We start from the raw sequence: 23,201 nt of genomic DNA, 5'->3' as shown, positions 1-23,201 counted from the left end.
ATAGGAAAAAAATTAATGATGCACAGTATGAGAGTGCGATCGCGCATTGGTAAAGATGGACTATTGCAGATTCATTTACCCGAAGCACAAGAAGGAACAGAACTAGATATTGTTCTTGTCTATGAAACAACAGCAACAGTTCAAAATAAAACTCAAAACAGAATCAAAATCAGTGATTTTTATGGATGTATTCAGGATGAAACATTTATCAGACATCCACAAACAGAACAACCAGAGAGAGAAACATTTTAATGATTTACTTACTAGACACTAATACCTGTATTGTTTATCTCAAAGGTAAAAATCTCTATTTAAAGAAAAAACTTGAGAACATACCACTTTCAGAAATCGCTGTTTGTTCAGTTGTCAAAGGTGAACTATTTTATGGTGCAATGCGTAGTGCTGATCCAGAACGTAATTTGAAATTACAGCAAGATTTTCTCAATCAGTTTGTTTCTTTACCTTTTAAGGATCAAGCTGCCACTATTTTCGGAAACATTCGCGCTCAACTCACTGCACAAGGAACACCTATCGGTGGTTATGATTTACAAATTGCGGCTATTGCTTTAACCAACAATTTAATTTTAGTCACTCACAACACCAGAGAATTTTCACGTATACCCGAATTAAAATTAGAAGATTGGGAAATTGTCTGAATCAGGATGTCCAGGATTTAAGGATTTACAGGATTGTCTTTGAGAGGTTATTTGTGAGATGCAATGATTTTTATTTGTCTGAATCAGGATGTCCAGGATTTAAGGATTTACAGGATTTTTTGGTAATTTTAATAATTGGGATTTGGCGATCGCTACTTTTATGAAAGATATCGCACAATCTACAATCTGCTAAACTGTTCCAAAATCCCTAAATTATCATACTTTTAAATAACCAAACACCAGAAATCACCAATCCCCATCCTGTACATCCTTCAATCCTGAATATCCTGATTCAGACAAAAAAAAGATCAACTAACCCCCTGATTCTCAAAAAAAATAGCTTTTTCTCAATAACTATTGAGAATCATGTCAATAAGCCAAAATCAGCCAACGAATTTTCAAGGTTCTTGACATCTCCACAGCTTATGTTATGATAGAAAAGACAGACCCAAGGGATTACTATGTCTTTATATCTCCTATTCCCAACTTAATAAAAAGGGTTTTCTTACTTCCCATAACTAAACCCAAGAAATCAAAAATCCCCATCCTGTAAATCCTCAAATCCTGTACTTCGACTGCGCCCTTCGACACCGCCCTTCGACACCGCCCTTCGACACCGCTCAGGACAGGCTCAGTACAAGTCGCTCAGTAACCAGATATCCTGATTCGGACATATTAAAAACCGTAAAAAAACTTGATCGCCTGACGGCGAGGAAAGAGGGAAAAAAGAAAAAGTGTAGAGGGTAAAAGGGTAAGAGAGTAAAGAACTAAAGAGTCCTTGCGCCGGAAACTACCAACCGAAACCCGTAGCTGCCGTACCTGTTGTCGGCTGGGTCGAGGTTGTTACGATCCGCAGAACGGCAAGCCCTGAGGTGGCTGCTCCAAGAACCACCGCGCAGCACTTTATATTCGCTTTGGCTTGTCACAGCACTGCCATCTGTAGGCGTGTTATTATAGTTATCAACATAATCATCCAAACACCACTCCCAAACATTGCCGTGCATATCATACAAACCAAAGGCGTTAGGGGGAAAAGAACCTACATCTGTGGTTCTTTCACGATACTCACCTTTAGGAGCAGAACCATAAGGAAAATTACCATTATAGTTTACCAAATCTGGGGTAATACTTTCACCAAAATAAAATGGTGTGGTAGTTCCGGCTCTACAAGCATACTCCCATTGTGCTTCGCTGGGTAATGTGTAGTTTTTTCCTGTTTTTTGGCTTAACCTTTGACAGAATTTAACCGCATCATTCCAACTAACGCTTTCTACAGGACGTTGGTTGGTGAGCAAAGTCGAACCACGGTTGGTGAGCGAAGTCGAACCACGGTTGGTGAGCGAAGTCGAACCATTACCTTGAAAATAAGAAGGATTATTCCCCATAATCGCTTGATATTGTTCTTGTGTTACTGGATATTTACCCATGAAGAAACTGGGAACAGTTACTTGATGCTGGGGACTTTCATCTGAATCTCTACCCTCTTCGCTCTCTGGTGAACCCATGAGGAATGTTCCTCCTGGTATTTCCACCATTTCCAAAATTACACCGTTTCCTAAATCCTCTTCATAGTATCTTGCAGAAGCATTGCTTTTATTAATCATGCTTCCTTGTGAGTTGGTTTTCACAACTTCAAAATTAAAGGTTTTCAGGTTGGAATTATTTGATGTTGTAAAAATTGAAGTTATTTTTTCTCCACTCCCAGAAAATAACTTATTAGCAACAACCGCTAAACCAAAACTCCCCACAGCAACACTAGCAAGTTGTAAAAAATGACGACGATCTGTTTTTGGAGGAGGAAGTGATGGAGGTGGTGCTGGTGGTGCTGGTGCTGGTGGAGGTGCAGGAGTTAAAGCTTTTAGTGCTTGTTCTGCATTTAGATAACGCTCGCTAAAATGATAACGCACCATTTTAGTTAAAATCTTGGCAAAATCTTCACTAACATTTGCCCAATTGCGCCAAATTACCTCTTCAGTGGTAGGATCTTTAGGTAATTGGTGGGGTTGTATTCCCGTCAAAGCATAAATTCCCAACATTCCCACCGCATAAATATCACTTGCTAATTTTGGACTTCCTGCGGTTTGTTCACTAGGCATATAACCAGGAGTACCAATAGCAACAGTTAAAATAGTTTGACCTTGGGAGTTTACCGTCATGGTTTCCTTCACTGCACCAAAGTCAATCAACATAATCTTACCATCCCCACTGCGACGCATGATATTTTGAGGTTTCAGATCGCGGTGAATAATATTTTGTTGATGGACAAAATTTAAAACTTCTAAAATTTCGATCAGTAACTTTTTCACCTGATTTTCAGGTAACTTATTTTGAGGATAAACTTCCTTACTTAAATCTTCACCTTTAACAAATTCCTGAACTAAATAAAATTCACCGTTTTCTTCAAAATAAGCAAAGAGTTGCGGAATTTGATCATGAGTTCCCAACTTCTGTAATGTTTCTGCTTCCTGTGCAAATAACCTTCTAGCGATAGGTAAAGCTGCTGCGGTGTTGGGTGGTTTAATTTGTAGATGTTTCACCACACACTGAGGATGGTTAGGTAAATCTAAATCTTGCGCTAGGTAAGTATCACCAAATGCACCGCTACCTAAAACGCGGCTGATTTGATAGCGTTGACGTAGTTTCACACCTATCACCATCTGATTTACAGAGAAAAAACAGATACGGTAATAATTGTGTCACATTTTTTGGATAAAGGCAATATGGTTTAATGGCGAATAGGACATGGTGCTGATTTCACCAAAGTTAAGCTGTTGTGCATTTAATTTGTATAAGTGGAACAGGCATCTTGCCTGTTAAACAAGAGTTCAGAATATTAGGATTATACAATTTAGCTGTGTAACAGCTTATTTCTCCTGACGAAATTTTAGTTACATTTAATTAACGCACCCTACAGAATTGGCGATCGCACTATCATAAATTCTCACCTTTAAGACTCTCATAAATACTAGCCAATAACTTATCAAACACCACCGCTTTAAATTCTTCATTATTCATCACCTCCATAAAGATTTTTTCATTCCCGTCCATGCGTTTAATAAACAACGCTTCCAGATGCTTTTCTAGGACAGGGGCGAAGTTTTCTTTGCTGTTGACTTGGGCTGCTTGTTTGATATCATCTTTACTAATAGCTGTTTCGGTGATTTGTTCAAAAAATAACTGATCTGCTAGGGTAAAATTAGTCCCAAACCGTTCATTAAGAGAGTCTATAAGCTGGGATAGGGGAACTTCTCTATCTGGTTGACGAGTTCCGACTGCTGTAGCACCTGTTAATGGTTCTGCTGTACCTGATTTTAAATCAATTTTGCCTTCACTGATTTTTTCTAAGCGATAATATTTAATTTCTATATCCCTAGATAAATCAATTTGGGGAGCGTTTTTACTTTTGGGTAATTTCTTGAGTAAAAATCGTCCGTAAGCATAAAGTTTTTCAAGTTCTGAATCTTGATAAGGAATAATTTGCGCTAGGAATAAATACAAATTATGAAAGCTGGTTAATTGATTTTTAAATTGTTCTTGTTCTGGTTCTGCTAATTCTTGATATTTGTCTACAATTGGATCTAATAAACTATTTAATTTTTGATGTTCACCGCCAGTCAAGGAAGTTTTAGGACGAAACGAAATTTCACACCATTGGTTAACATCATCTAGGCTAAAAAGTTGCCATTGATAAAGTTGATAGGATAAATCATTTAATTGTTGGGGGTCTGCTGTTTCTCCTACGGGGGTTTCTTCGTAGTAGGGTTTAAAGGCTTGGTAAATGTCCTCTGGTTTGTTGACAAAATCCAGTACAAAGGTGTCTTCTTTCCCTGTGGTGGTACGATTGAGGCGAGATAAAGTTTGCACTGCTTGGACTCCATCTAGCCTTTTATCTACAAACATTGTATGTAATAATGGTTGGTCAAATCCAGTTTGAAATTTATTCGCTACTAATAATACTTGGTAAGCATCACTGGTAAATTTATCGGCAATTTCTTGAGATTTAATGCCTCCATTCATGTTGACTTCTGTAAATGTTTCATCTGGTAATTCATCTAAGGTGATAGAACCAGAGAAAGCGACTAAAGATCTAATATCACTATAGCCTTTTGCTTTAATATATTTATCAAATTCCAGTTTATATCTTACTGCGTGTTCACGGGAACGGGTGACAACCATTGCTTTAGCTTTACCGCCTATTTTATGACGGGTATGGTTGCGGAAATGTTCGATAATAATTTCTACTTTTTGGGCGATGTTATGGGGGTGAAATTCGATAAATCTGGCAATGGCTTTGGCTGCTTGGCGACGGGGTAAGTCGGGGTTATTTTGGGAAAGCTGCACCAATTCATAATATCTTTCATAGCAGGTATAATTGGCTAGTACATCTTTAATATATCCCTCTTCAATTGCTTGCCGCATGGTGTAAAGATGAAAGGGAGATTGACCGTTTTCTCCTGGTTCATCAAATACCAGCAGGGTTTTTTGTTTGGGTGTAGCTGTAAAGGCGAAATAACTCAAGTTAGGTTGTTTGGTGCGGGCAATTTGTTCTTTTAATAGTTCTTGTTTGGCTTGGTCTGTTAAATCTTCTTCTGTTTCATCTGCTAAAATTTGGGCAGCAATGGCTGATTCAATGCCATCTTTATTGAGAATTTGCCGCAGTTCATTGGCGGTTTCTCCACTTTGGGAACTATGTGCCTCATCTACTATAATAGCAAAGCGTTTATCTTTGGTGGTGATGTCTATGGTTTTACCTTTTTTAGCTAAGGTTTCGATGGCTTTATTAATAAAGGGGAATTTTTGAATGGTGGAAATAATAATTGGTACACCATCATTTAAAGCTGTGGCTAGTTGTTGGGTGTTTTCATCTATTTTTTGCACCACTCCGGCTTTATGGTCAAATTGATAAATGGTGTTTTGGAGTTGTTGGTCTAAGATGGTTCTATCGGTGATAACGACGACGGTATGAAAGATTTTTTCATCTTGGTTATCGTGGAGGTTGGCTAACCGATGTGCCAACCATGCAATAGAGTTTGATTTTCCTGAACCTGCGGAATGTTGAATTAAATAATTATGTCCGGCTTTATGTTTTTTGGTATGTGCAATTAATTGACGAACTACATTAAGTTGATGATAGCGGGGGAAAATTAAAGTTTCTTTTTTTTGATAGTTAATTCCTGTGGCTGTGGGTGTTTTGATTTCTTCAATTTTTATGTGTAAAAATCGGGCTAATATATCTAATAAACTATCTTTTTGTAATACTTCTCGCCAAAAGTAACTGGTGCGATATTCGCCATTTTCCCCCGGTGGGTTGCCAGCACCGTGGTTATGGCCTTTGTTGAAGGGGAGGAAGTAAGTATTTTCTCCTGCTAGTTTGGTGGTCATCCATACTTCTTCTGTGTCTAGGGCAAAGTGGACTAAGCACCGTTGTTTAAAGACAAATAGGGGGTCTTTGGGGTCTCTATCCTGTTTGTATTGGTGGATGGCGTTGAGGTAGGTTTGCTGGGTGAGGGGGTTTTTCAGTTCGATGGTGGCGATGGGTAGGCCGTTGAGACTGAGGAGGATATCAGGTATACGTCCGGTTTTAATTGTGACTTGGCGGGTGATGGTGAGGCGATTTTTTTGATACTGTGCCAAGGTCTCCGGGTTCATGGCGGTGTTAGGTTGGAAGTAGGCGACTCGTAAGGTTTTACCGTAGCATTTGAAACCATTACGGAGGACATCTAGCATTCCCCGGCTTTTGAGTTCTTTGGTGAGGCTATCTATAAGGATTTTTTGGGGGTCTTTATTGGTGGCTAGGCGTTGCCATTGTTTAGGTTGGGTGGTTTGGATGAAATTGATGATTTCTGTGGGGAAAAGGGCGGTTTCTGGGTCGTATTCTGCGGGGTTACTTTGCTGGTAGCCACTGTGTTGCAGTAGTTCCCCTTCGATGGTGTGTTCAAATTCTTTTTCTGTGTGCATTGGTGTATGACCAAATTTTGTAAATATTTTCAGTATAATCCTAATATTCTTAACCCTTGTAGCACAGGCACACTTCGACATAGTTCGACTCCGCTCACTAACCGCTCAGTACAAGTCTTGCCTGTTCTGTACATCATGTAGATGAAATATGCTGTAAATATTTTAAATTGGTTGGGTTTCACTTTGTTCTACCCAACCTACAATTAAGTTATTTTAAGTTATTTTTGTTGGTCTAACCAGTTAATTAAATTATCTACAGATTGGAAATCAAAAATAGCATCTGCTAGACTCTCTATCTGTTCTACAGATAATTCATTAATCCGGTTTTCTAGGCTGGGTGTAATATTATTAAAACGCCGTTTTATTTGTTTTTTGATAATTTTTTGTTCTCCTTGTTCAATACCTTTTTCCATCCAACTGGTAACAATTTCCATGATTTGTTCCTGTTCTACTAAGTTAGCTTGTTTTAATTCTGTTTCTAGTTGTTGTTCTTCTATGGTGTTTAATCTGAGGTAGGTGTCAATGAAACCGGAAATTAGTTCCATTTTAGCAGGGTTTAACTGGAGTGTTACTAACATTCTTAGGCATTCTAGTTTGACGCGGACTCTTTCTTCTGGTGCAAAGTCCATTTTTGCCATTAATGCTGCTGCTACGGGGTTGGGTTGGTTTAAAAAGTTGCGCCAGTTGAGGTTGTTTAGTTGAATGGCAACATAGTTAAATTCTAATATTTTGCGGTTGGGGAAGTTAACGGTATATTGGTTTTTCTCTGGGCGTTTTGGTTCATCATAGGAAAATATAACGATGGGGAAGATAGGAAGTAAATATTTGGCATCTAAACGGGAAAAGTAATGAAACATTCGCCGTTCAAATTCTTTTTGATTATATCCTTGGTTTTCTAGATGTATTAAAAAATAACTGTCTTTTCCTTGCCATTTGACTTGTGCTAATAGGTCTATTTTTCTTTTGTCTCCAGCGGTGACATCTGTAAATATTTCTTCTGGTAAAAAGGTGAGGGTGTCTTTTTCTACATATTCTAATATTTCTGGTAGAAACAGTTCTATAAATTCCCAAAAGAATGTTTGGATTAATTCTTTAAATAGTCTATCGTGGTCTATCATGGGTTTTGTGGTAGAGAATATGGTAAAGGTTTAAAAATGTTTTAGCATCAGGTTTTATAATTACAGGTTTGATTTATTTACAGCAATTTCCGTTATTATGAGGTACAGATATTAATGATAAAACCCTTGTAGCACAGGCACACTTCGACATAGTTCGACTCCGCTCACTAACCGCTCAGTACAAGTCTTGCCTGTTCTGTACATCATGTAGATGAAATATGCTGTAAATATTTTAAATTGGTTGGGTAGAACAAAGTGAAACCCAACCTACAATTAAGTTATTTTAAGTTATTTTTGTTGGTCTAACCAGTTAATTAAATTATCTACAGATTGGAAATCAAAAATAGCATCTGCTAGACTCTCTATCTGTTCTACAGATAATTCATTAATCCGGTTTTCTAGGCTGGGTGTAATATTATTAAAACGCCGTTTTAGTAGCTTTTTAACTATTTTTTGTTCTCCTTGTTCAATACCTTTCTCCATCCAACTGGTAACAATTTCCATGATTTGTTCCTGTTCTACTAAGTTGGCTTGTTTTAATTCTGTTTCTAGTTGTTGTTCTTCTATGGTGTTTAATCTGAGGTAGGTGTCAATGAAACCGGAAATTAGTTCCATTTTAGCAGGGTTTAACTGGAGTGTTACTAACATTCTTAGGCATTCTAGTTTGACGCGGACTCTTTCTTCTGGTGCAAAGTCCATTTTTGCCATTAATGCTGCTGCTACGGGGTTGGGTTGGTTTAAAAAGTTGCGCCAGTTGAGGTTGTTTAGTTGAATGGCAACATAGTTAAATTCTAATATTTTGCGGTTGGGGAAGTTAACGGTATATTGGTTTTTCTCTGGGCGTTTTGGTTCATCATAGGAAAATATAACGATGGGGAAGATAGGAAGTAAATATTTGGCATCTAAACGGGAAAAGTAATGAAACATTCGCCGTTCAAATTCTTTTTGATTATATCCTTGGTTTTCTAGATGTATTAAAAAATAACTGTCTTTTCCTTGCCATTTGACTTGTGCTAATAGGTCTATTTTTCTTTTGTCTCCAGCGGTGACATCTGTAAATATTTCTTCTGGTAAAAAGGTAAGGGTGTCTTTTTCTACATATTCTAATATTTCTGGTAGAAACAGTTCTATAAATTCCCAAAAGAATGTTTGGATTAATTCTTTAAATAGTCTATCGTGGTCTATCATGGGTTTTGTGGTAGAGAATAGGGAACGGGTTTAAAAATGTTTTAGCATCAGGTTTTATAATTACAGGTTTGATTTATTTAACTACATTGACTATATTTTAGGTATGGTAATTTTCCTCACATCTATTTTACCTGTGACGGCGTTGGTGATCAAGGCTGTGCGGTATTCTTTTAATAGGTCTATTGCTTGTTGAATTTTGGTTTTTTGTTCTTCTAATTTTTCTTTTGTTATTGCTATATAATTAATTATTTTTTCTTGTTCTTCTTTTGGCGGTAATATGATAGGCATATTTGCAAAACCAGATTGATTTACATAAACAACTGTTGCTGCTGTTGCAATCATCTGAAAATAATCCTTGGATATTTTTACAATTTCTCGCAAAAACTCCGGTATTATATTTTTATCAGGAATAAAAGCTTGTAATTGTTGATTGATAATTACATCTACATTGATAACTGCACAAACTCCAAAGTTACCCACACAACTAGCAACAACAGACCCTTTTTTTAAAACTCTAGAACCTGCATTTTGAGCCGCTTCTTTTGTAACTTTAAAGGTTGTATTAGTTACTGTATCAGATAACATATCATCCATTGTAAGCCAAGAAAATCCATCATCTAAATTCAAATCAGGCTTGTTTCTTTGAGGTACAAAAATACGAGAAACAAACTTAGCTTTTGATATTTCCCAATGCTTCGGAATTTCACCCAACCACTCAATACCAGAATCTTTCATCGGGACATTTACATCTAGTCCTTTGGTGACAGCGTGACTAATAAGGGACGTGCGTTTTTCGTCCAGTTTTTCTATCAGGGTTTCTTTCTTCGCTATCAGATCATCTATTTGTTTGGTTTTATAGTCTAAAAATCGGGCTATCTTTTCTTGTTCATCTAATGGGGGAAAAGGATATTCAAAGTTTTCAAATACGTTTTGATATAAATGACTAATTGTTGTACCTGATTTTTGAATGTCTATAAATTCATGGAAAATATTAGAATTTAAAACATAGAACATATAGTCATCTTTATAAGGCTTGTTTTTCAGTGGTCTAGTTACAAATACTCCACTGTTTACAGATGCTTTATACGGGATATTTTTAACTTGTACAACTTTCCCAATTGTTCCATCCTTGGTTATTAAAATATCATTTTCTTTTAAATGTATATAAGGGTCTTCCTCATATCGTTCTTCTGTAATTCTGTAACAACTTTCCCAATTTATTGTTCTACCTTTGAAATCTGTTCCAGTCACTAAATAGAAATCGCCTTCATATAAAAACTCTTTTGAGTTTAATCCATGCCAACCTACACGCCCTTTTACATAGGTACTAAATTTAATACGAATTACTTCCCAATGTTCAGGAACATCACCCAACCACTCAACCCCAGAATCTTTATACTTATCATAACCCTGATACTTACCCATTTAACTAACTTCCCAATCTTCAAACTTTAACCCGTCAATTCTGCTAAACTCTCTCACATTATGAGTTACTAAAATTAAATTATTCGCCAAAGCAATAGCAGCAATTTGTATATCATTGGAACTAATAGGAGTACCAATTTTAGCTAAATCAGCCCGAATCTGTCCATAAACTTCCGCACAATTATCATCAAAAGGTAAAGATACAAACTGATATAAAAATGATTTTTGAATCTTCAAAGCTTTTTCAGGGTTATTACTTCGCCTTGACCCATAAAATAACTCAGATTTCACCACAGAACAAACCGCAACTTTTTCAGGTTCTAGATTATCGAGATGATGATTAATACTCAATGACCTCCCCTTGAGATACATAATACAAACATTTGTATCTAATAAATAAACTAAAGAATTTTTATTCATTAAACACCCCAACTAAATCATCATCCCTATCTTCATAAATTCCTAGTTCATCAACATTAAAATCAATATCCGCACAAGCACCAGATAAATTGAGGATTCCTTTAGTATGCAGCATATTCTTTTGTTTTAAAAATTCCTGTAATTCTACCTCAGAGAAAAAATTAAGCATCTCCTTCATTTCCTGAAAATCAATTAAACCTTCCCGCAAAGCATCTAAGACAAGATTGGCAATGATTTTTTGTGGTAAATTACCCCATTCATTTTGAATCTTGTCTGTTAAATTATCTGGTAAATCTATGGTGATTTGCATAATTATAAAATCTCCCTTAGCTGTATTTTTATTTTACCTGAACAAATACCCTACTTCTTTTTTATTCTTACTCCTGTTCCTGTACCAAAGTCAAAACTTGTACATAAAGTCTGTCAGAAATTCTCATTCCCTGTGCTTGCATCTCATCTAAAACACCCTAAATACTAGCCAACAAACCCCGACGCTTTGCTAATAATAATACCCCTACAGTACCAATTAAAGGCAACTTGCGAGCCATAGCAACTTTCCGCGCTGCTTTTTCATCTATTAACAACTGAGAAGCTCCTATTTCCTCCGCTAAAGCAATGGCTTCTGACTCCCCTAAATCTAATTTCAACGACTCTTGTAAGCTGTTACACAGCTAAATTGTATAACCCTAATGTTTTGAACTCTTGTTTAACAGGCAAGATGCCTGTTCCACTTGTAAGCTGTTACACAGCTAAATTGTATAATCCTAATATTCTGAACTCTTGTTTAACAGGCAAGATGCCTGTTCCACTTATACACATTAAATGCACAACAGCTTATCAGAAACAATTATCATTTAATAATTATGTTGATTTAAAACTAATTCTGCTTGTTCTACCTCTTGACGTAATTCATCCAAGGTTTGAGAATCATCAAAAAGAGAAATACCCCATTTTTTCATCATTTCTATGACTTCTAAACGAGAAATGCCAAGAATTTTACCCGCCCTACCACTGGTAATTTCTCCTACTTCTAATAATGTCATTACATAACCTTCCTTGGCTTTTTGTAAAGCCTTTTGTCTGACTGCTTCTGAAAGCTGCATACTTTCTAATTGCTCATCTAAAATCACTAATGCCATTACTAAAATCTCCCCAATCTATCTTTTAATTTTACAGCATATTCTAGGGACAAGATGAAAACTTTTATTAACAATCTTGCCATCATACCCAAATCCCCGACTTCTATCATCAATTGATATTTTATTGATAAATTGATTAAAAAGGTAATATTATCAACCAATTTATTAACGTGGTAATAAAAGAAATCGGGGATATTATCATTAAACCACTTCCCCTAACATCGCCATAATATCCGTTTCCAAAGATTTAATATCATCCTCAATTGCATCTAAATTTCTGGGTGGTTGATATACATAAAAATGGCGATTTAAAGGAATTTCATAACCTACCTTAGTTTTATCAAAATCAATCCAAGCATCTGGAACATGGGGTAAAACTTCTTTTTCTAAATATTCTTGACAGTGGTTTTCTACTAACTTAATCAATTCGTTGACACTCGCTTTGTCTCCATATTCCAAGGGTAAAGGTAAAGGAATATCATCTGGTAAAGGCACAATTTCTGTATCACGTAAATTACTATCAGGTTCAGGATTTCCTTTAGCATCTGTACAAATTTCTGCTTGTGGATCTGTTTCTCCTAATGCTGCTAAAATCGCTTTTTTTACAGGTGCTTTTAATGTTAATCCTGCCTTTTTTAACACCTTGTTTAAATCTGTTTCCAACTCTGTACGGGATAAATACAGTTTATCAGCTTGCATATTTTGTAAAGCATCAATAATCTGTGATTGGAGATTTTTACCCTCTAATATTTCTAACTGTTGTACTTTTTCATCTTTGCGCTTTTTAGTAGTAGCTAAATTTTGAAACGCTGTTTGTTCCCATAATCTCCCTAAACGTTCCTCACTCACCTGAAAATTTAATCTTAATGGACGTTCCACAGTAATCTTTAAAAAGCCAAATTCCCGATTATCAAATATCTTAGAACATACTCGCTGTTCTATTTGTCCATCTGTTTCTACTTCACTAATACCATTGTGGTGAAAATCTCCATATAATCGCACCAGTTCGGTAATATGTGCGGGGGATAATTCATTGCGCTTATTACCAAGACTCTTTTTCATTTTCTGGTAATGTTTTGTACCATCAATAAGCTGTACTTTACCTTTTCTATGGGCAGCTTTTTTATTAGTAACTAACCAAATATAAGTGAAAATTCCGGTGTTATAAAACATCTGGTCAGGTAATGCAACCACCGCTTCTAACCAGTCATTTTCAATGATCCACCTTCTAATATTACTTTCACCACTTCCCGCATCTCCTGTAAATAAAGGAGAACCATTAAAGACAATGGCAATTCTTGAACCGTCTCCTCCTTCCTCTGGTGGTTTGTGCATTTTTGATATCTTATGTTGGAGGAACAACAATGAACCATCATTAATGCGTGGTAAACCTGCGCCAAATCTGCCATTAAATCCTAAACTTTCATATTCATCTTTAACAAAATCTTCCTCTGGTTTCCATTCTACTCCAAAGGGAGGATTGGCAAACATATAATGAAATTTTTTATCAGGGTGTCCGTCATGGGGTAAGAAGTTATTACTCTTAGCTTTGGCGTTTTTGACTCCCAATGTATCGCCATAAATAATATTATCAATGGGTTCATCTTTAATCAGTAAATCTGCACAACAAATAGCATAGGATTCGGGGTTATATTCTTGCCCAAATAATCCTAAGTTAGCTTGGGGATTCTGATTTTTAATATGTTCTTCTGCTACTGATAACATTCCCCCTGTTCCGGCTGTGGGGTCATAAATAGAACGATAAATACCTTGTTTAAAGACATCTTGTTCATCACAGAAAACCAGATTTACCATCAAGCGAATTACTTCACGGGGTGTAAAGTGGTCTCCCGCTTCTTCGTTTGCTTGTTCATTAAATTTTCTCACCAATTCTTCAAATAAATAACCCATTTGTAGGTTAGAAAGTTTCTCTGGTGATACATCTATTTCTGGTTTACAAAGTTCTTTAATTACTAAATACAAGCGATTACTTTCATCGAGTTTTTCTATTTCCGCATCAAAATCAAATTTTTCAAATATATCTCGCGCCCTGGGGGAGAAACCATTGATATAATTGCGTAAGTTACTGGTAATGCCATCTGGGTCACTCAATAAACTTACATATTGGGGAACATAGTTAGAGTCTGTGGATGAGGTATCAGAACTATTAAATGTGAACTTACTGAGATTGTATAAAGGTTGGGTTCTATCTGTACCTGTGGCAACTTTGGCGATCGCTTTTTCTAATGCGTCTCCTTTTATCTCCATCCCCTCATATTTTACTTGGGCTTCTAGTACAGCTTTTTTAGTTGGTTCTAATACCGCATCTAATCGCCGCAACACTATCAAAGGTAACATTACCCGCCGATATTGGGGAGGGCGATAAGGTCCCCGGAGTTTGTCGGCTATACTCCAAATCAAACCGACTAACTCCTGATGATTTGTATTTCCTGTAGTTGTCACCATAGTAATTTTTAGTAATTGAGTAATTGAGTAATTGAGTAATTGAGTAATTGAGCAAGTCCTAAGTTGACAATTTCATAGACAAAACTATACTTATATTGACAAAAATCAATATATTTTTAGGAAAAAATCAACTACTTGATATATAATACAGTGATATCAAGTATTGAATTGAGACTATTGCCGACGCGAAAACCAAGCAATGATGGTGGTAGTCTTTTTCAGAAACTTAATTGGAACACAATCGCGTCTGGCTAAGGCGTGAAAGTCTACTGAGGGATAACTGCTCCCATGCTCCCGTTGAAGTAGAAAGTAAAGTCTAGTTTTGTCTAGGTTTTATATAGCAGTAATAAAATTAGAGCGAAGTTAAGCTGTTGTGCCTTTAACTTGAATAATTAATACAAGCAAGATGCTTGTGCTACTGTAAGTTCAGGTTTTTCGATTATACAGTTTAGCTAGTTTTAGGGATAGTTTGTTGGGTTTTGTTCCTCAACCCAACCTACAAGATCAGCGATCGCATTTCAGATTGAAGTTAAGCTGTCATGCAGCTAAACTGTATAATCTTAATATTCTTAAGTCTTGTGGAACAGGCATCTTGCCTGTTAACCTTATATAAATTAAATGCACAACAGCTTATTTATTAATTGGTGATGGGGGATGGGTGATTGGGTAAAGAAAATTAATGACTAATGACTAATTACCAATTATGCCAAAGTTGTTAAACCTTGTAAATAATCTTCTAACTGTCTAGCGTGATCATGAGACATTTGAGGTTGAGGTAAAGAACTAGGATCAAAAGCTTGAATTTCTAACACTTCTAAATTATCTTCAACTTTCATTTCTCCTTGTACTTCTGCTTCCACCACAACACAAATAGAATGAATTCTCGGATCTCTATCTGGTGCAGAATACACCCCTACCAAACGCCGAATTTTTAATAATTCTAGTCCAGTTTCTTCCTTTAATTCTCGACAAACTGCACTAGCAATATCCTCTCCCCAGTCTATCATTCCTCCCGGTAAAGACCAACAACCATCATCACTGCGACGAATCAAAACAATTCTACCATCAGGTAAAATGGGAATCACGCTAGTACCAGTAATGGGATGGCGGAAAATAATACCCAATACTGTTTTTCCAACGTGCCATAAGCTACCAATAGATTTAATTAATGAACTAAAAAAAGCCAGAATGTTCAATCTTCAAATTCTTATTTTGTAATTGTTAATTGGCGAACACTTGATAGAAATGTAACTCACAAAAGATGATTTTCGTTTTTTTTATACAACTCTATCAAGTATTAGGTTTATTATTCTGCTATATAAAACCTAGACAAAACTAGACTTTACTTTCTACTTCAACGGGAGCATGGGAGCAGTTATCCCTCAGTAGACTTTCACGCCTTAGCCAGACGCGATTGTGTTCCAATTAAGTTTCTGAAAAAGACTACCACCATCATTGCTTGGTTTTCGCGTCGGCAATAGTCTCAATTCAATACTTGATATCACCGTATTATATATCAAGTAGTTGATTTTTTCCTAAAAATATATTGATTTTTGTCAATAAATATAAGTATAGTTTTGTCTATGAAATTGTCAACTTAGGACTTGCTCATGGTCATTCTGAGAATCAGTCAATTTTAACATCTGCTGTCAGTAATTGCCTAACTCCTTAAACTCCTTAAACTCCTTAAACTCCTTAAACTCCTAACTCCTTGAACTCCTAACTCCTTGAACTCCTGACTCCTTGAACTCCTAACTCCTTAAACTCCTAACTCCTTGAACTCCTGACTCCTTAAACTCCTGACTCCTTAAACTCCTGACTCATAAGAAAAATTATGATCAATCCGGCTTGACATACCTCCATTAAATAAGGTAGACTAGGATACTGTTTCAACTATTTTGATTTCTACACTAGGCTGAAAGTGTATCAATAACATCGGTAACTGGATATTGCCTGAGTGTAGGTTTTTTGTTGTTTATTCATGAGGTGAATATGGCCAAGCGCCGTAACCCGAAAAAAGAAAAGGCGCTACGGAACCAGGCTTATGCCAGGAAGTTTCGTAAACGGACTACGACAGGAAGAATGCAAAGACGGTTCCAACAAAGACCACCTAAGAGTGAAGATGAAGAAACAGGGGCAGCAGCAATGGACGCTGCTGATTAATTTTACTGTTTGAATATTTACTCTTTGAATATTTACTCTGGAATTAATTTGCTATGTTTGGGCGTACATTTATTTTTATCTGTACGCCCTTGTTTTTAGGAGGCAGAAGGCAGAAGGCAGAAGGCAGAAGGCAGAAGGCAGAAGGCAGAAGGCACAAGGCACAAGGCAACAGTTTATTTTTTTCCCAATCACCCATCACCAATCACCAATCACCAATCACCCATCACCAATCACCCATCACCAATCACCAATCACCAATTACCAATTACCTATTTATTGTTATACAATTTGAGTACGTGCAGCAATGAGCGCCTGTTTAACTTGCTCAAAGCCTGTACCACCGTAACTATTACGGGCTGCAACTACTTGACGGGGTGATATGGCTTCATAAATATCTTCTGCAAAGGCGGGGTGTATTTGTTGCCATTCTTGCAAGGTTAAATCTTTCAGCAGTTTACCAGCAGCGATACTGGTTTTCACGACTTTACCAACGATATTATAAGCTTCCCTAAAAGGTACTCCCCGCGCTGCTAAATAGTCTGCGACATCGGTAGCATTGGAAAAGTCTTCTGCTACTGCTTCTGCTAGGCGTTGGGGTCGAAATTCTAAACCTTCTTGCATTAAAATAGTCATAGCCTCTAAACAGGCTTTAACTGTGTTCACAGCATCAAAAATACCTTCTTTGTCTTCTTGCAAGTCTTTGTTATATGCCAGGGGTAAACCTTTCATAATTACTAACATGGCCTGAAGATGACCAAAAACCCGCCCGGTTTTCCCTCTTACCAACTCTGGTACGTCGGGGTTTTTCTTTTGGGGCATGATGCTAGAACCTGTAGCACAGCTATCTTTGAGGGTGACAAAGCGAAATTCTTCTGATGCCCACAGGATCACTTCTTCCGAAAGACGGCTGAGGTGAACCATGATCATACTCGCTGCACAGAGAAATTCTATGGCAAAATCGCGATCGCTGACTCCATCTAAGCTATTAGCATAAATATCATCAAAATGCAATAGTTTTGCTGTGTAATGTCTATCAATGGGAAAAGTCGTTCCCGCTAAAGCACCACAACCCAAGGGGGAAATATTCACTCGTTTGTAAACATCTCCTAAACGTTCCCAGTCCCGTTGTGCCATCTGCAAGTATGCTAAGAGGTGATGGGCTAAACTCAGCGGTTGGGCGCGTTGGAGGTGGGTATAGCCAGGAATGAGGGTTTCAACGTTGTTTTCCGCAATATCTAGTAATACTTTTTGAAATTCCCTTAAATACTGACGAATTTGTTGAATTTGGTCGCGCAAATAAAGTCTTGTATCTGTTCCTACTTGGTCATTACGAGAACGGGCGGTATGTAGCTTTTTACCGACATCGCCAATAATTTCTGTAAGTCGCTTTTCTACAGCAAAATGCACATCTTCGGCATCAATACCAGGTTGAAATTTACCTTCTCGGTATTCTTGCCTAATTTGTTCTAAACCTGTAACTAATTTCTCTCCTTCTTCTGGGGAAATAATTCCTGTGTGAGCCAGCATTTGAGCATGAGCTTGAGAACCAGTGATGTCATATTCTATGAGTTCAATGTCAAAACTGATACTGGCATTAAAACGAGCGATCGCTGGATGTAGAGCGGTTTCAAACCGCTGGCTCCAAGTTTGTTTTTCGGTCATAAATTAGAAAGGAGAGGTAATAACAATTTGTGATTTTAGACTTTGAATGAATATCAATTCCAAATTTAAAATCTAAAATCTAAAATTTAAAATCTAAAATCTAAAATCTAAAATCTAAAATCTAAAATCTAAAATCTAAAATCTAAAATCCAAAATTCATTCAACCGTAACTTGTTAAACTCTTAAACATATAGCCGATAACCATCCCAATTAACATTGCCCAAACTTGACCTGTTTTAACAAAGTTATTCCAAGCATTTTGCATCTATCCTAAAACATCTGGGTCTTGTATCTTAGTAGCTACAAAGTAGCTACAAGGTTAATATCAATGTGTATATTTCCCAAAAGGGAAAACAGTGTATCATGAAAATGCAAATATTCCATAATCTCTTTACCAAACGGGTGATCAGCTTATTGAATTAGCAGTAATTGATCCAATCAGCAGTTACCGAAATTATACGCAGTTTTCACTGTATTAACCTAACTCTTTATCCGATGCCAAGCGTAATTTCTCGGAAGTTCGCAAAATTTGTCCTGCTAACACCGCTGCACCAAAGCCATTATCAATATTAACCACACCAATACCTGCTGCACAAGAATTAAGCATTGTTAACAAAGGAGCTAAACCGCCAAAACTTGCACCATAACCGATGCTAGTAGGAACAGCAATCACTGGACAATCTGCTAAACCTGCAACCACACTTGGTAAAGCTCCTTCCATGCCCGCTACGACAATTAATACAGATGCAGAATTAAGCAAATGACGATTATTTAATAAACGGTGAATACCTGCCACCCCCACATCCCAAAGACGCTGCACACGGAAACCATACAATTGGGCAGTCATAGCAGCTTCTTCAGCGACGGGTAAATCAGCAGTACCAGCAGAAACTATACCTATTTCTCCGGGAAAACGCGGTTGAATTTCATGGGGAATAATCGCACAAATCCTTGCTAATTCAAAGTATTGTAAACCTCTGACTTTTTTTTGCAGGATAGAATATACATCTGGTTGAATACGAGTGGCCATGACTACGGAAGTACGATGACGCATCACTTCCATAATTTGAGCAATTTGCTCAGGAGTTTTACCAGGACCCCAAATAACTTCGGGGAAACCGGTTCTTAAATGACGATGATGATCGATTTTGGCAAACTCACCCACAGATTCATAAGCTAAATCTTTGAGAGATTCAAAAGCTGTATCTGGGGAAATTGTACCATTAGCAACAGATTCTAATAGAGATTTTAAATTTTCAGGTTGACTCACAGCAGTTTTTTGGGGAATGGGGAATAGGGAATAGGGAATGGGGAATGGGGAATAGGGAATAGGGAATAGGGAATAGGGAATAGGGAATAGGGAATAGGGAATGGGGTAATAGATAATTATTTATCACCAATCACCAATCACCCATCACCCATCACCCATCACCTACTTTGTAATTTTAATTTCATGAATGTTCCAGAAAGCACCACCCAAAGCAGAATATTTAATTCCTGCAAACTTATTTCTTACCGCTCCTAGAGAATAGGGATTTACCAAATAAATAAAGGGTAAATTCTCCTGTGTTATTTTTTGACTTTCAGCATAAATTTCTTTCACCTTCGCTTCATCAAATTCTTGAGCGCCTTGAATATAAAGTTGATGTATTTTTGCTTCCCAAGGTGCAACTTCCCAACCTTGAATTGGTTTTTGTCCTGGTTGGGGTTTTTGATTAAACATATGTAAAGCACCTTCAGGAGACCAAACACTTGCACCTTCATTGGGTTCTAAACCACCTGTTAAACCTAACAACGATGCTTCCCAATCTAAAGTATTAGAAAGTTTATCTAAAAAAGTATTCCATGCTAAAGGTGTGAAATCAACTTGGATACCTATTTTACTCAAATCTTGTTTAATTTGTGAACCCATTGCTTCACGGATTTTATTACCTGCATTGGTAAGTAAAGCAAATCTCACCCGGTTTCCTTGTGCATCTTCTAATTGATTTTGTGCATTGTATTTAAAACCAGCTTTGAGTAGTAATTCCTTAGCTTTTTCAGGATTGTAATTATAAACTTTTAATCCTTGTTCTGGAGTGAGATAATAAGGACTTTGGACAGAAATCGGTGAATTTTGCATTTGACCTAAACCACGAAAAGTATTGTTAATCATGGTTTTTCGATCAATTGCGTAAGCTATAGCTTGACGAAATTCCACACTATTAAACCAACGTGATTTAATCGGATTAACAAGGGGTTTACCATTTCTTTTACCTTTATTCAAATTGAAAGAAATGAAACTTGTACTTGATGAAAGACCTCCATTATAAATTTGGAAATTACCTTGTTTTTCTTGTGCTTTGAGCAAAGAAAAATAATCAGGTGTCACTCCTACAAAGTCTAACCCACCAGAACGAAATTGCAGTAAAGATGTATCTGTAGATTCAACAATTTGCCAAATAATACGCTCAATATAAGGTTGGGGTTGACCTTGTGCATCTTTACGCCAATAATAGGGATTACGACGAAAAATTATCCGTTGACTGGTATCGTAACGTTCTAGTTTATAAGGTCCATTAACAATAATTTGCTCAGGTGGAGTATCTACACCCCACATTGTTAGAAATTTCGGTTTACCATCTTGATCTTTTGTTTTTACCGATTCTCTTAATACATGAGCAGGTAAAATAGCAGCACCAGCACTTTGTAAGAATGGTCTAAAAGGTTCGGGTACACTAAATTCTACTCTTTTATTATCAACTTTTCTCACGGTTGGTAATTTGCGATCTTTTCCAATTCTCAAAATATCTCTCACATTAGTGGGGATGTCTTTATTCAGATAAATATCGTTATAGGTAAAGACGACATCATCAACGGTTAATGGTTTACCATCTGACCATTTTAAATTATCCTTTAAAGTGAAGGTAATTTTGAGTTTATCTTCGGAAACTTCCCAGGATTCAGCTAAATTTGGTTCTAGTTCACCCGTAATAGGATTTTGGCTAATTAGTCCCTCATAAGTATAACCGAAAATATTAGGTGATTCGGAACTGAGGGCATAGTTAAAGGTTTTGGGATCGCTGAGAATGCTAGTTACTAATTGTGGTACTTGCTGACTTGCATTACTTTTGAAGTTGCTGGGGTTACAACCTGTGATTGATAATGCTGTAAATGACAGGATGGTGATGAGTAATAAAAGGCGTGTTGTGTGATTGAGAATGTTTTTAGTAAATGCCATAATCTACATCTATTAACCTAAAATAATGAAATTATGATGATTGAGACTCTAACCAACCCAGAAAATTTTTAGTATTACTAAAGTAATGTATACCTGCACTATTTAAAATTTGTTGCACATTCTGTTTACCAAAGTCCTTGGTATTACCACTTATAAATGCTTTTTGATCTTCAGAATGCTGAGTTGCATGATCAATAATGCTCTGTAAAATCAAGTTATCCATCAGATCATTCTTGATTAATAACGTTTCTGTTTCCAAGAAAACTTGTGAGCAAATTTCCTGAATTATACTATTCTGGAAATTTATGGTTTCAGCATTTTCTAGTAGTAAATCAATGGTTGATGATAAACGATTTTGCATATCATTTAATAAGAGGAGATTTTCAATAGATGCTTTTTCTAAGCTAACAAGCAATGACTTGGCATGAACTGAAGTTTTATCACGCATTGCTTCATTAATTTGTTTCTCTATTTCTGCCTGAAATTTTAATTTACTTTGCTTATCTATTCTGTATGCGTTAATAGCTTCTACATAACAAATAGCTGGTATAGCTATACGAATTGATGGAGAAATATTTTGCAGTAATTTTTCTGCTTCTAAGTCTCTTCCTTTAGCAACTGTCATTAAAAAATTAGTTTCAATGTAAAGTATCAACACCTAAATTTTCCTGTATGTAAGTATGGCCACCTTCTAATAATCGTAATAAACCAATTTTTTCTAATTCGTGATATCCTGGTGGTGTTGCTGAATGCCAATGATATGATAAGTCTCTTAGCCAAGATTTAACAAGTGTTTCTAAATAAAAATCAAAGATTCTTTTATGGGGAGATTCTGGGTCATAGTTGCTTATTATATCATTGGTATTCAAGGAAGTTAGGTTTTCGATTTCCTGATCTTTATTCAGGGCAAAAATATTAATTTCTTCTAAATCCACTAACATCCCAAAAGGAATATCTGGTTTGATATTTTGCAAGTATGTTTTTAATTGAGAAATAGCTCTTTTTTTTAAGCTATTTTCTAGTTGTTTAGCCTTGATTTCAACTAATAAAACAAGTTCTTCATTTCTGTTGGTAAACAGAATATCAGGTTTATATTTTTGATAGCTATCAGAAAAATTGATCAGTTCCATACCACAAATTTCCCTAATTAAGTATTATAACTAATCACCTGCCACTAACAAAACTACAGCATAGGCACAAATACCTTCTTCTCTACCTGCCGGACCCAATTTTTCATTAGTAGTAGCTTTGACACCAACTTGATTGGGTGCTAATTCTAAAACTGCTGCTAATTTATCTCGCATTGTAGCAATATGAGGTTTTAATTTTGGACGTTCTGCAACAACGACGGAATCAATATTGCCGATTTTCCAACCTTGATCAATGATTAACTGATTAACTTGTTTTAAGAGTACAAGACTATCAGCGCCTTTCCATTGGGGATCACTGGGGGGGAAATAGTGTCCAATATCCCCTAAAGATAAAGCGCCTAACATAGCGTCCATAATCGCATGAGTGAGGACATCAGCATCACTGTGTCCTAACAAACCGAGTTCATGGGGAATGTGAACACCGCCTAAAATTAAAGGGCGATCGCTCACCAATCTGTGAATATCGTAGCCGTTACCAATTCTGATGTTCATAAAAAATAGAAGTTCAGGAGTTCAGGAGTCAGGAGTCAGGAGTCAGGAGTCAGGAGTCAGGAGTCAGGAGATCAAGGAGTCAGGAGTCAGGAGTCAGGAGTCAGGAGTCAGGAGTCAGGAGTCAGGAGTCAGGAGTCAGAAGG

The 23,201-nt window shown here is 36.7% G+C and carries 21 protein-coding genes and 1 pseudogene; 4 read left to right on the top strand and 18 right to left on the bottom strand.

The window, feature by feature from the left end:
* Window positions 1–15 precede the first annotated feature (15 nt).
* Both H6F47_RS17325 and H6F47_RS17320 read left to right on the top strand, forming a co-directional pair.
* A complete protein-coding gene (locus H6F47_RS17325) occupies window positions 16–252 on the top strand; it encodes a hypothetical protein (RefSeq protein ID WP_228051590.1) in 237 nt (78 codons plus the stop codon).
* Entirely contained in the window at window positions 252–656 is a 405-nt protein-coding gene (locus H6F47_RS17320) for a type II toxin-antitoxin system VapC family toxin (protein ID WP_190650226.1), read from the top strand. Before H6F47_RS17325 ends, H6F47_RS17320 begins: the two co-directional genes overlap by 1 nt.
* A 767-nt stretch (window positions 657–1,423) precedes the next feature.
* On the opposite strand, the gene H6F47_RS17315 is transcribed toward H6F47_RS17320, so the two are convergent.
* The 12 genes and pseudogenes from H6F47_RS17315 to H6F47_RS17265 all read right to left on the bottom strand — a co-directional run bounded on the left by H6F47_RS17315 (window position 1,424) and on the right by H6F47_RS17265 (window position 15,566).
* Entirely contained in the window at window positions 1,424–3,313 is a 1,890-nt protein-coding gene (locus H6F47_RS17315) for a bifunctional serine/threonine-protein kinase/formylglycine-generating enzyme family protein (RefSeq protein WP_190650223.1), read from the bottom strand.
* A 274-nt stretch (window positions 3,314–3,587) separates the two neighbouring features.
* Window positions 3,588–6,614, bottom strand: coding sequence for a type I restriction endonuclease (locus tag H6F47_RS17310; RefSeq protein ID WP_190650221.1), 3,027 nt, complete (start codon window positions 6,612–6,614; stop codon window positions 3,588–3,590).
* Window positions 6,615–6,832: 218 nt separating this feature from the next.
* On the bottom strand, window positions 6,833–7,732 hold the full coding sequence (locus H6F47_RS17305) for a DUF4351 domain-containing protein (protein ID WP_190650219.1): 900 nt from the start codon (window positions 7,730–7,732) through the stop codon (window positions 6,833–6,835).
* 288 nt (window positions 7,733–8,020) lie between these two features.
* Complete coding sequence (locus H6F47_RS17300; RefSeq protein ID WP_190650217.1) at window positions 8,021–8,920, bottom strand: DUF4351 domain-containing protein; 900 nt, start codon at window positions 8,918–8,920, stop codon at window positions 8,021–8,023.
* 90 nt (window positions 8,921–9,010) lie between these two features.
* The gene (locus H6F47_RS17295; RefSeq protein WP_190650215.1) at window positions 9,011–10,294 is read right to left on the bottom strand and encodes a restriction endonuclease subunit S; all 1,284 of its coding nucleotides are present in this window, start codon (window positions 10,292–10,294) and stop codon (window positions 9,011–9,013) included.
* Window positions 10,295–10,345: 51 nt separating this feature from the next.
* On the bottom strand, window positions 10,346–10,765 hold the full coding sequence (locus tag H6F47_RS17290; protein ID WP_190650213.1) for a type II toxin-antitoxin system VapC family toxin: 420 nt from the start codon (window positions 10,763–10,765) through the stop codon (window positions 10,346–10,348).
* Window positions 10,758–11,075: a hypothetical protein gene (locus H6F47_RS17285; protein WP_190650211.1), complete on the bottom strand. Its 318-nt coding sequence runs from the start codon at window positions 11,073–11,075 to the stop codon at window positions 10,758–10,760. Before H6F47_RS17285 ends, H6F47_RS17290 begins: the two co-directional genes overlap by 8 nt.
* 67 nt (window positions 11,076–11,142) lie before the next feature.
* Window positions 11,143–11,221 (bottom strand): annotated as a pseudogene (locus H6F47_RS28020) (DUF3368 domain-containing protein); the annotation flags it as partial.
* Between the two features lie 11 nt (window positions 11,222–11,232).
* Window positions 11,233–11,412 (bottom strand): hypothetical protein, encoded by a 180-nt coding sequence (locus tag H6F47_RS28015; protein WP_242027420.1) that lies wholly within the window; start codon window positions 11,410–11,412, stop codon window positions 11,233–11,235.
* A 207-nt stretch (window positions 11,413–11,619) separates the two neighbouring features.
* The gene (locus H6F47_RS17275; protein ID WP_190650209.1) at window positions 11,620–11,904 is read right to left on the bottom strand and encodes a UPF0175 family protein; all 285 of its coding nucleotides are present in this window, start codon (window positions 11,902–11,904) and stop codon (window positions 11,620–11,622) included.
* Between the two features lie 201 nt (window positions 11,905–12,105).
* Window positions 12,106–14,370, bottom strand: a complete 2,265-nt coding sequence (locus tag H6F47_RS17270; RefSeq protein WP_190650207.1) for a class I SAM-dependent DNA methyltransferase — start codon at window positions 14,368–14,370, stop codon at window positions 12,106–12,108.
* A gap of 701 nt (window positions 14,371–15,071) precedes the next feature.
* Window positions 15,072–15,566: an NUDIX hydrolase gene (locus H6F47_RS17265; RefSeq protein ID WP_190348251.1), complete on the bottom strand. Its 495-nt coding sequence runs from the start codon at window positions 15,564–15,566 to the stop codon at window positions 15,072–15,074.
* Between the two features lie 796 nt (window positions 15,567–16,362).
* On the opposite strand from H6F47_RS17265, the gene H6F47_RS17260 reads away from it, so the two are divergent.
* Window positions 16,363–16,533: a hypothetical protein gene (locus H6F47_RS17260; protein WP_187039505.1), complete on the top strand. Its 171-nt coding sequence runs from the start codon at window positions 16,363–16,365 to the stop codon at window positions 16,531–16,533.
* 53 nt (window positions 16,534–16,586) lie between these two features.
* Window positions 16,587–16,841: a hypothetical protein gene (locus H6F47_RS17255; RefSeq protein ID WP_190650235.1), complete on the top strand. Its 255-nt coding sequence runs from the start codon at window positions 16,587–16,589 to the stop codon at window positions 16,839–16,841.
* Here the strand turns inward: H6F47_RS17255 and argH are convergent.
* The 6 genes from argH to ispF form a co-directional block, all read right to left on the bottom strand.
* Window positions 16,813–18,195 (bottom strand): argininosuccinate lyase, encoded by a 1,383-nt coding sequence (gene argH, locus H6F47_RS17250; RefSeq protein ID WP_190348253.1) that lies wholly within the window; start codon window positions 18,193–18,195, stop codon window positions 16,813–16,815. The two genes, H6F47_RS17255 and argH, sit on opposite strands and share 29 nt — an antisense overlap.
* A 475-nt stretch (window positions 18,196–18,670) precedes the next feature.
* Window positions 18,671–19,465, bottom strand: a complete 795-nt coding sequence (gene larB, locus H6F47_RS17240; RefSeq protein ID WP_187039502.1) for a nickel pincer cofactor biosynthesis protein LarB — start codon at window positions 19,463–19,465, stop codon at window positions 18,671–18,673.
* Between the two features lie 162 nt (window positions 19,466–19,627).
* Window positions 19,628–21,415, bottom strand: coding sequence for an ABC transporter substrate-binding protein (locus tag H6F47_RS17235; RefSeq protein ID WP_190650206.1), 1,788 nt, complete (start codon window positions 21,413–21,415; stop codon window positions 19,628–19,630).
* Between the two features lie 31 nt (window positions 21,416–21,446).
* A complete protein-coding gene (locus H6F47_RS17230) occupies window positions 21,447–22,040 on the bottom strand; it encodes a PIN domain-containing protein (protein ID WP_199291193.1) in 594 nt (197 codons plus the stop codon).
* Window positions 22,041–22,053: 13 nt separating this feature from the next.
* On the bottom strand, window positions 22,054–22,545 hold the full coding sequence (locus H6F47_RS17225) for a type I restriction enzyme HsdR N-terminal domain-containing protein (RefSeq protein WP_190650202.1): 492 nt from the start codon (window positions 22,543–22,545) through the stop codon (window positions 22,054–22,056).
* Between the two features lie 30 nt (window positions 22,546–22,575).
* Window positions 22,576–23,058 carry a 2-C-methyl-D-erythritol 2,4-cyclodiphosphate synthase gene (gene ispF, locus H6F47_RS17220; RefSeq protein ID WP_190650200.1) on the bottom strand — a complete coding sequence of 161 codons (483 nt, stop codon included), beginning with the start codon at window positions 23,056–23,058 and terminating at the stop codon, window positions 22,576–22,578.
* Between the last annotated feature and the right edge of the window lie 143 nt (window positions 23,059–23,201).

The sequence above is a fragment of the Sphaerospermopsis sp. FACHB-1094 genome, from assembly GCF_014696195.1.
In the GTDB taxonomy this organism is placed as follows: domain Bacteria; phylum Cyanobacteriota; class Cyanobacteriia; order Cyanobacteriales; family Nostocaceae; genus Sphaerospermopsis; species Sphaerospermopsis kisseleviana.
Note: the sequence above shows the minus strand (reverse complement) of the source record. Positions and strands in the feature narration are given on the sequence as shown.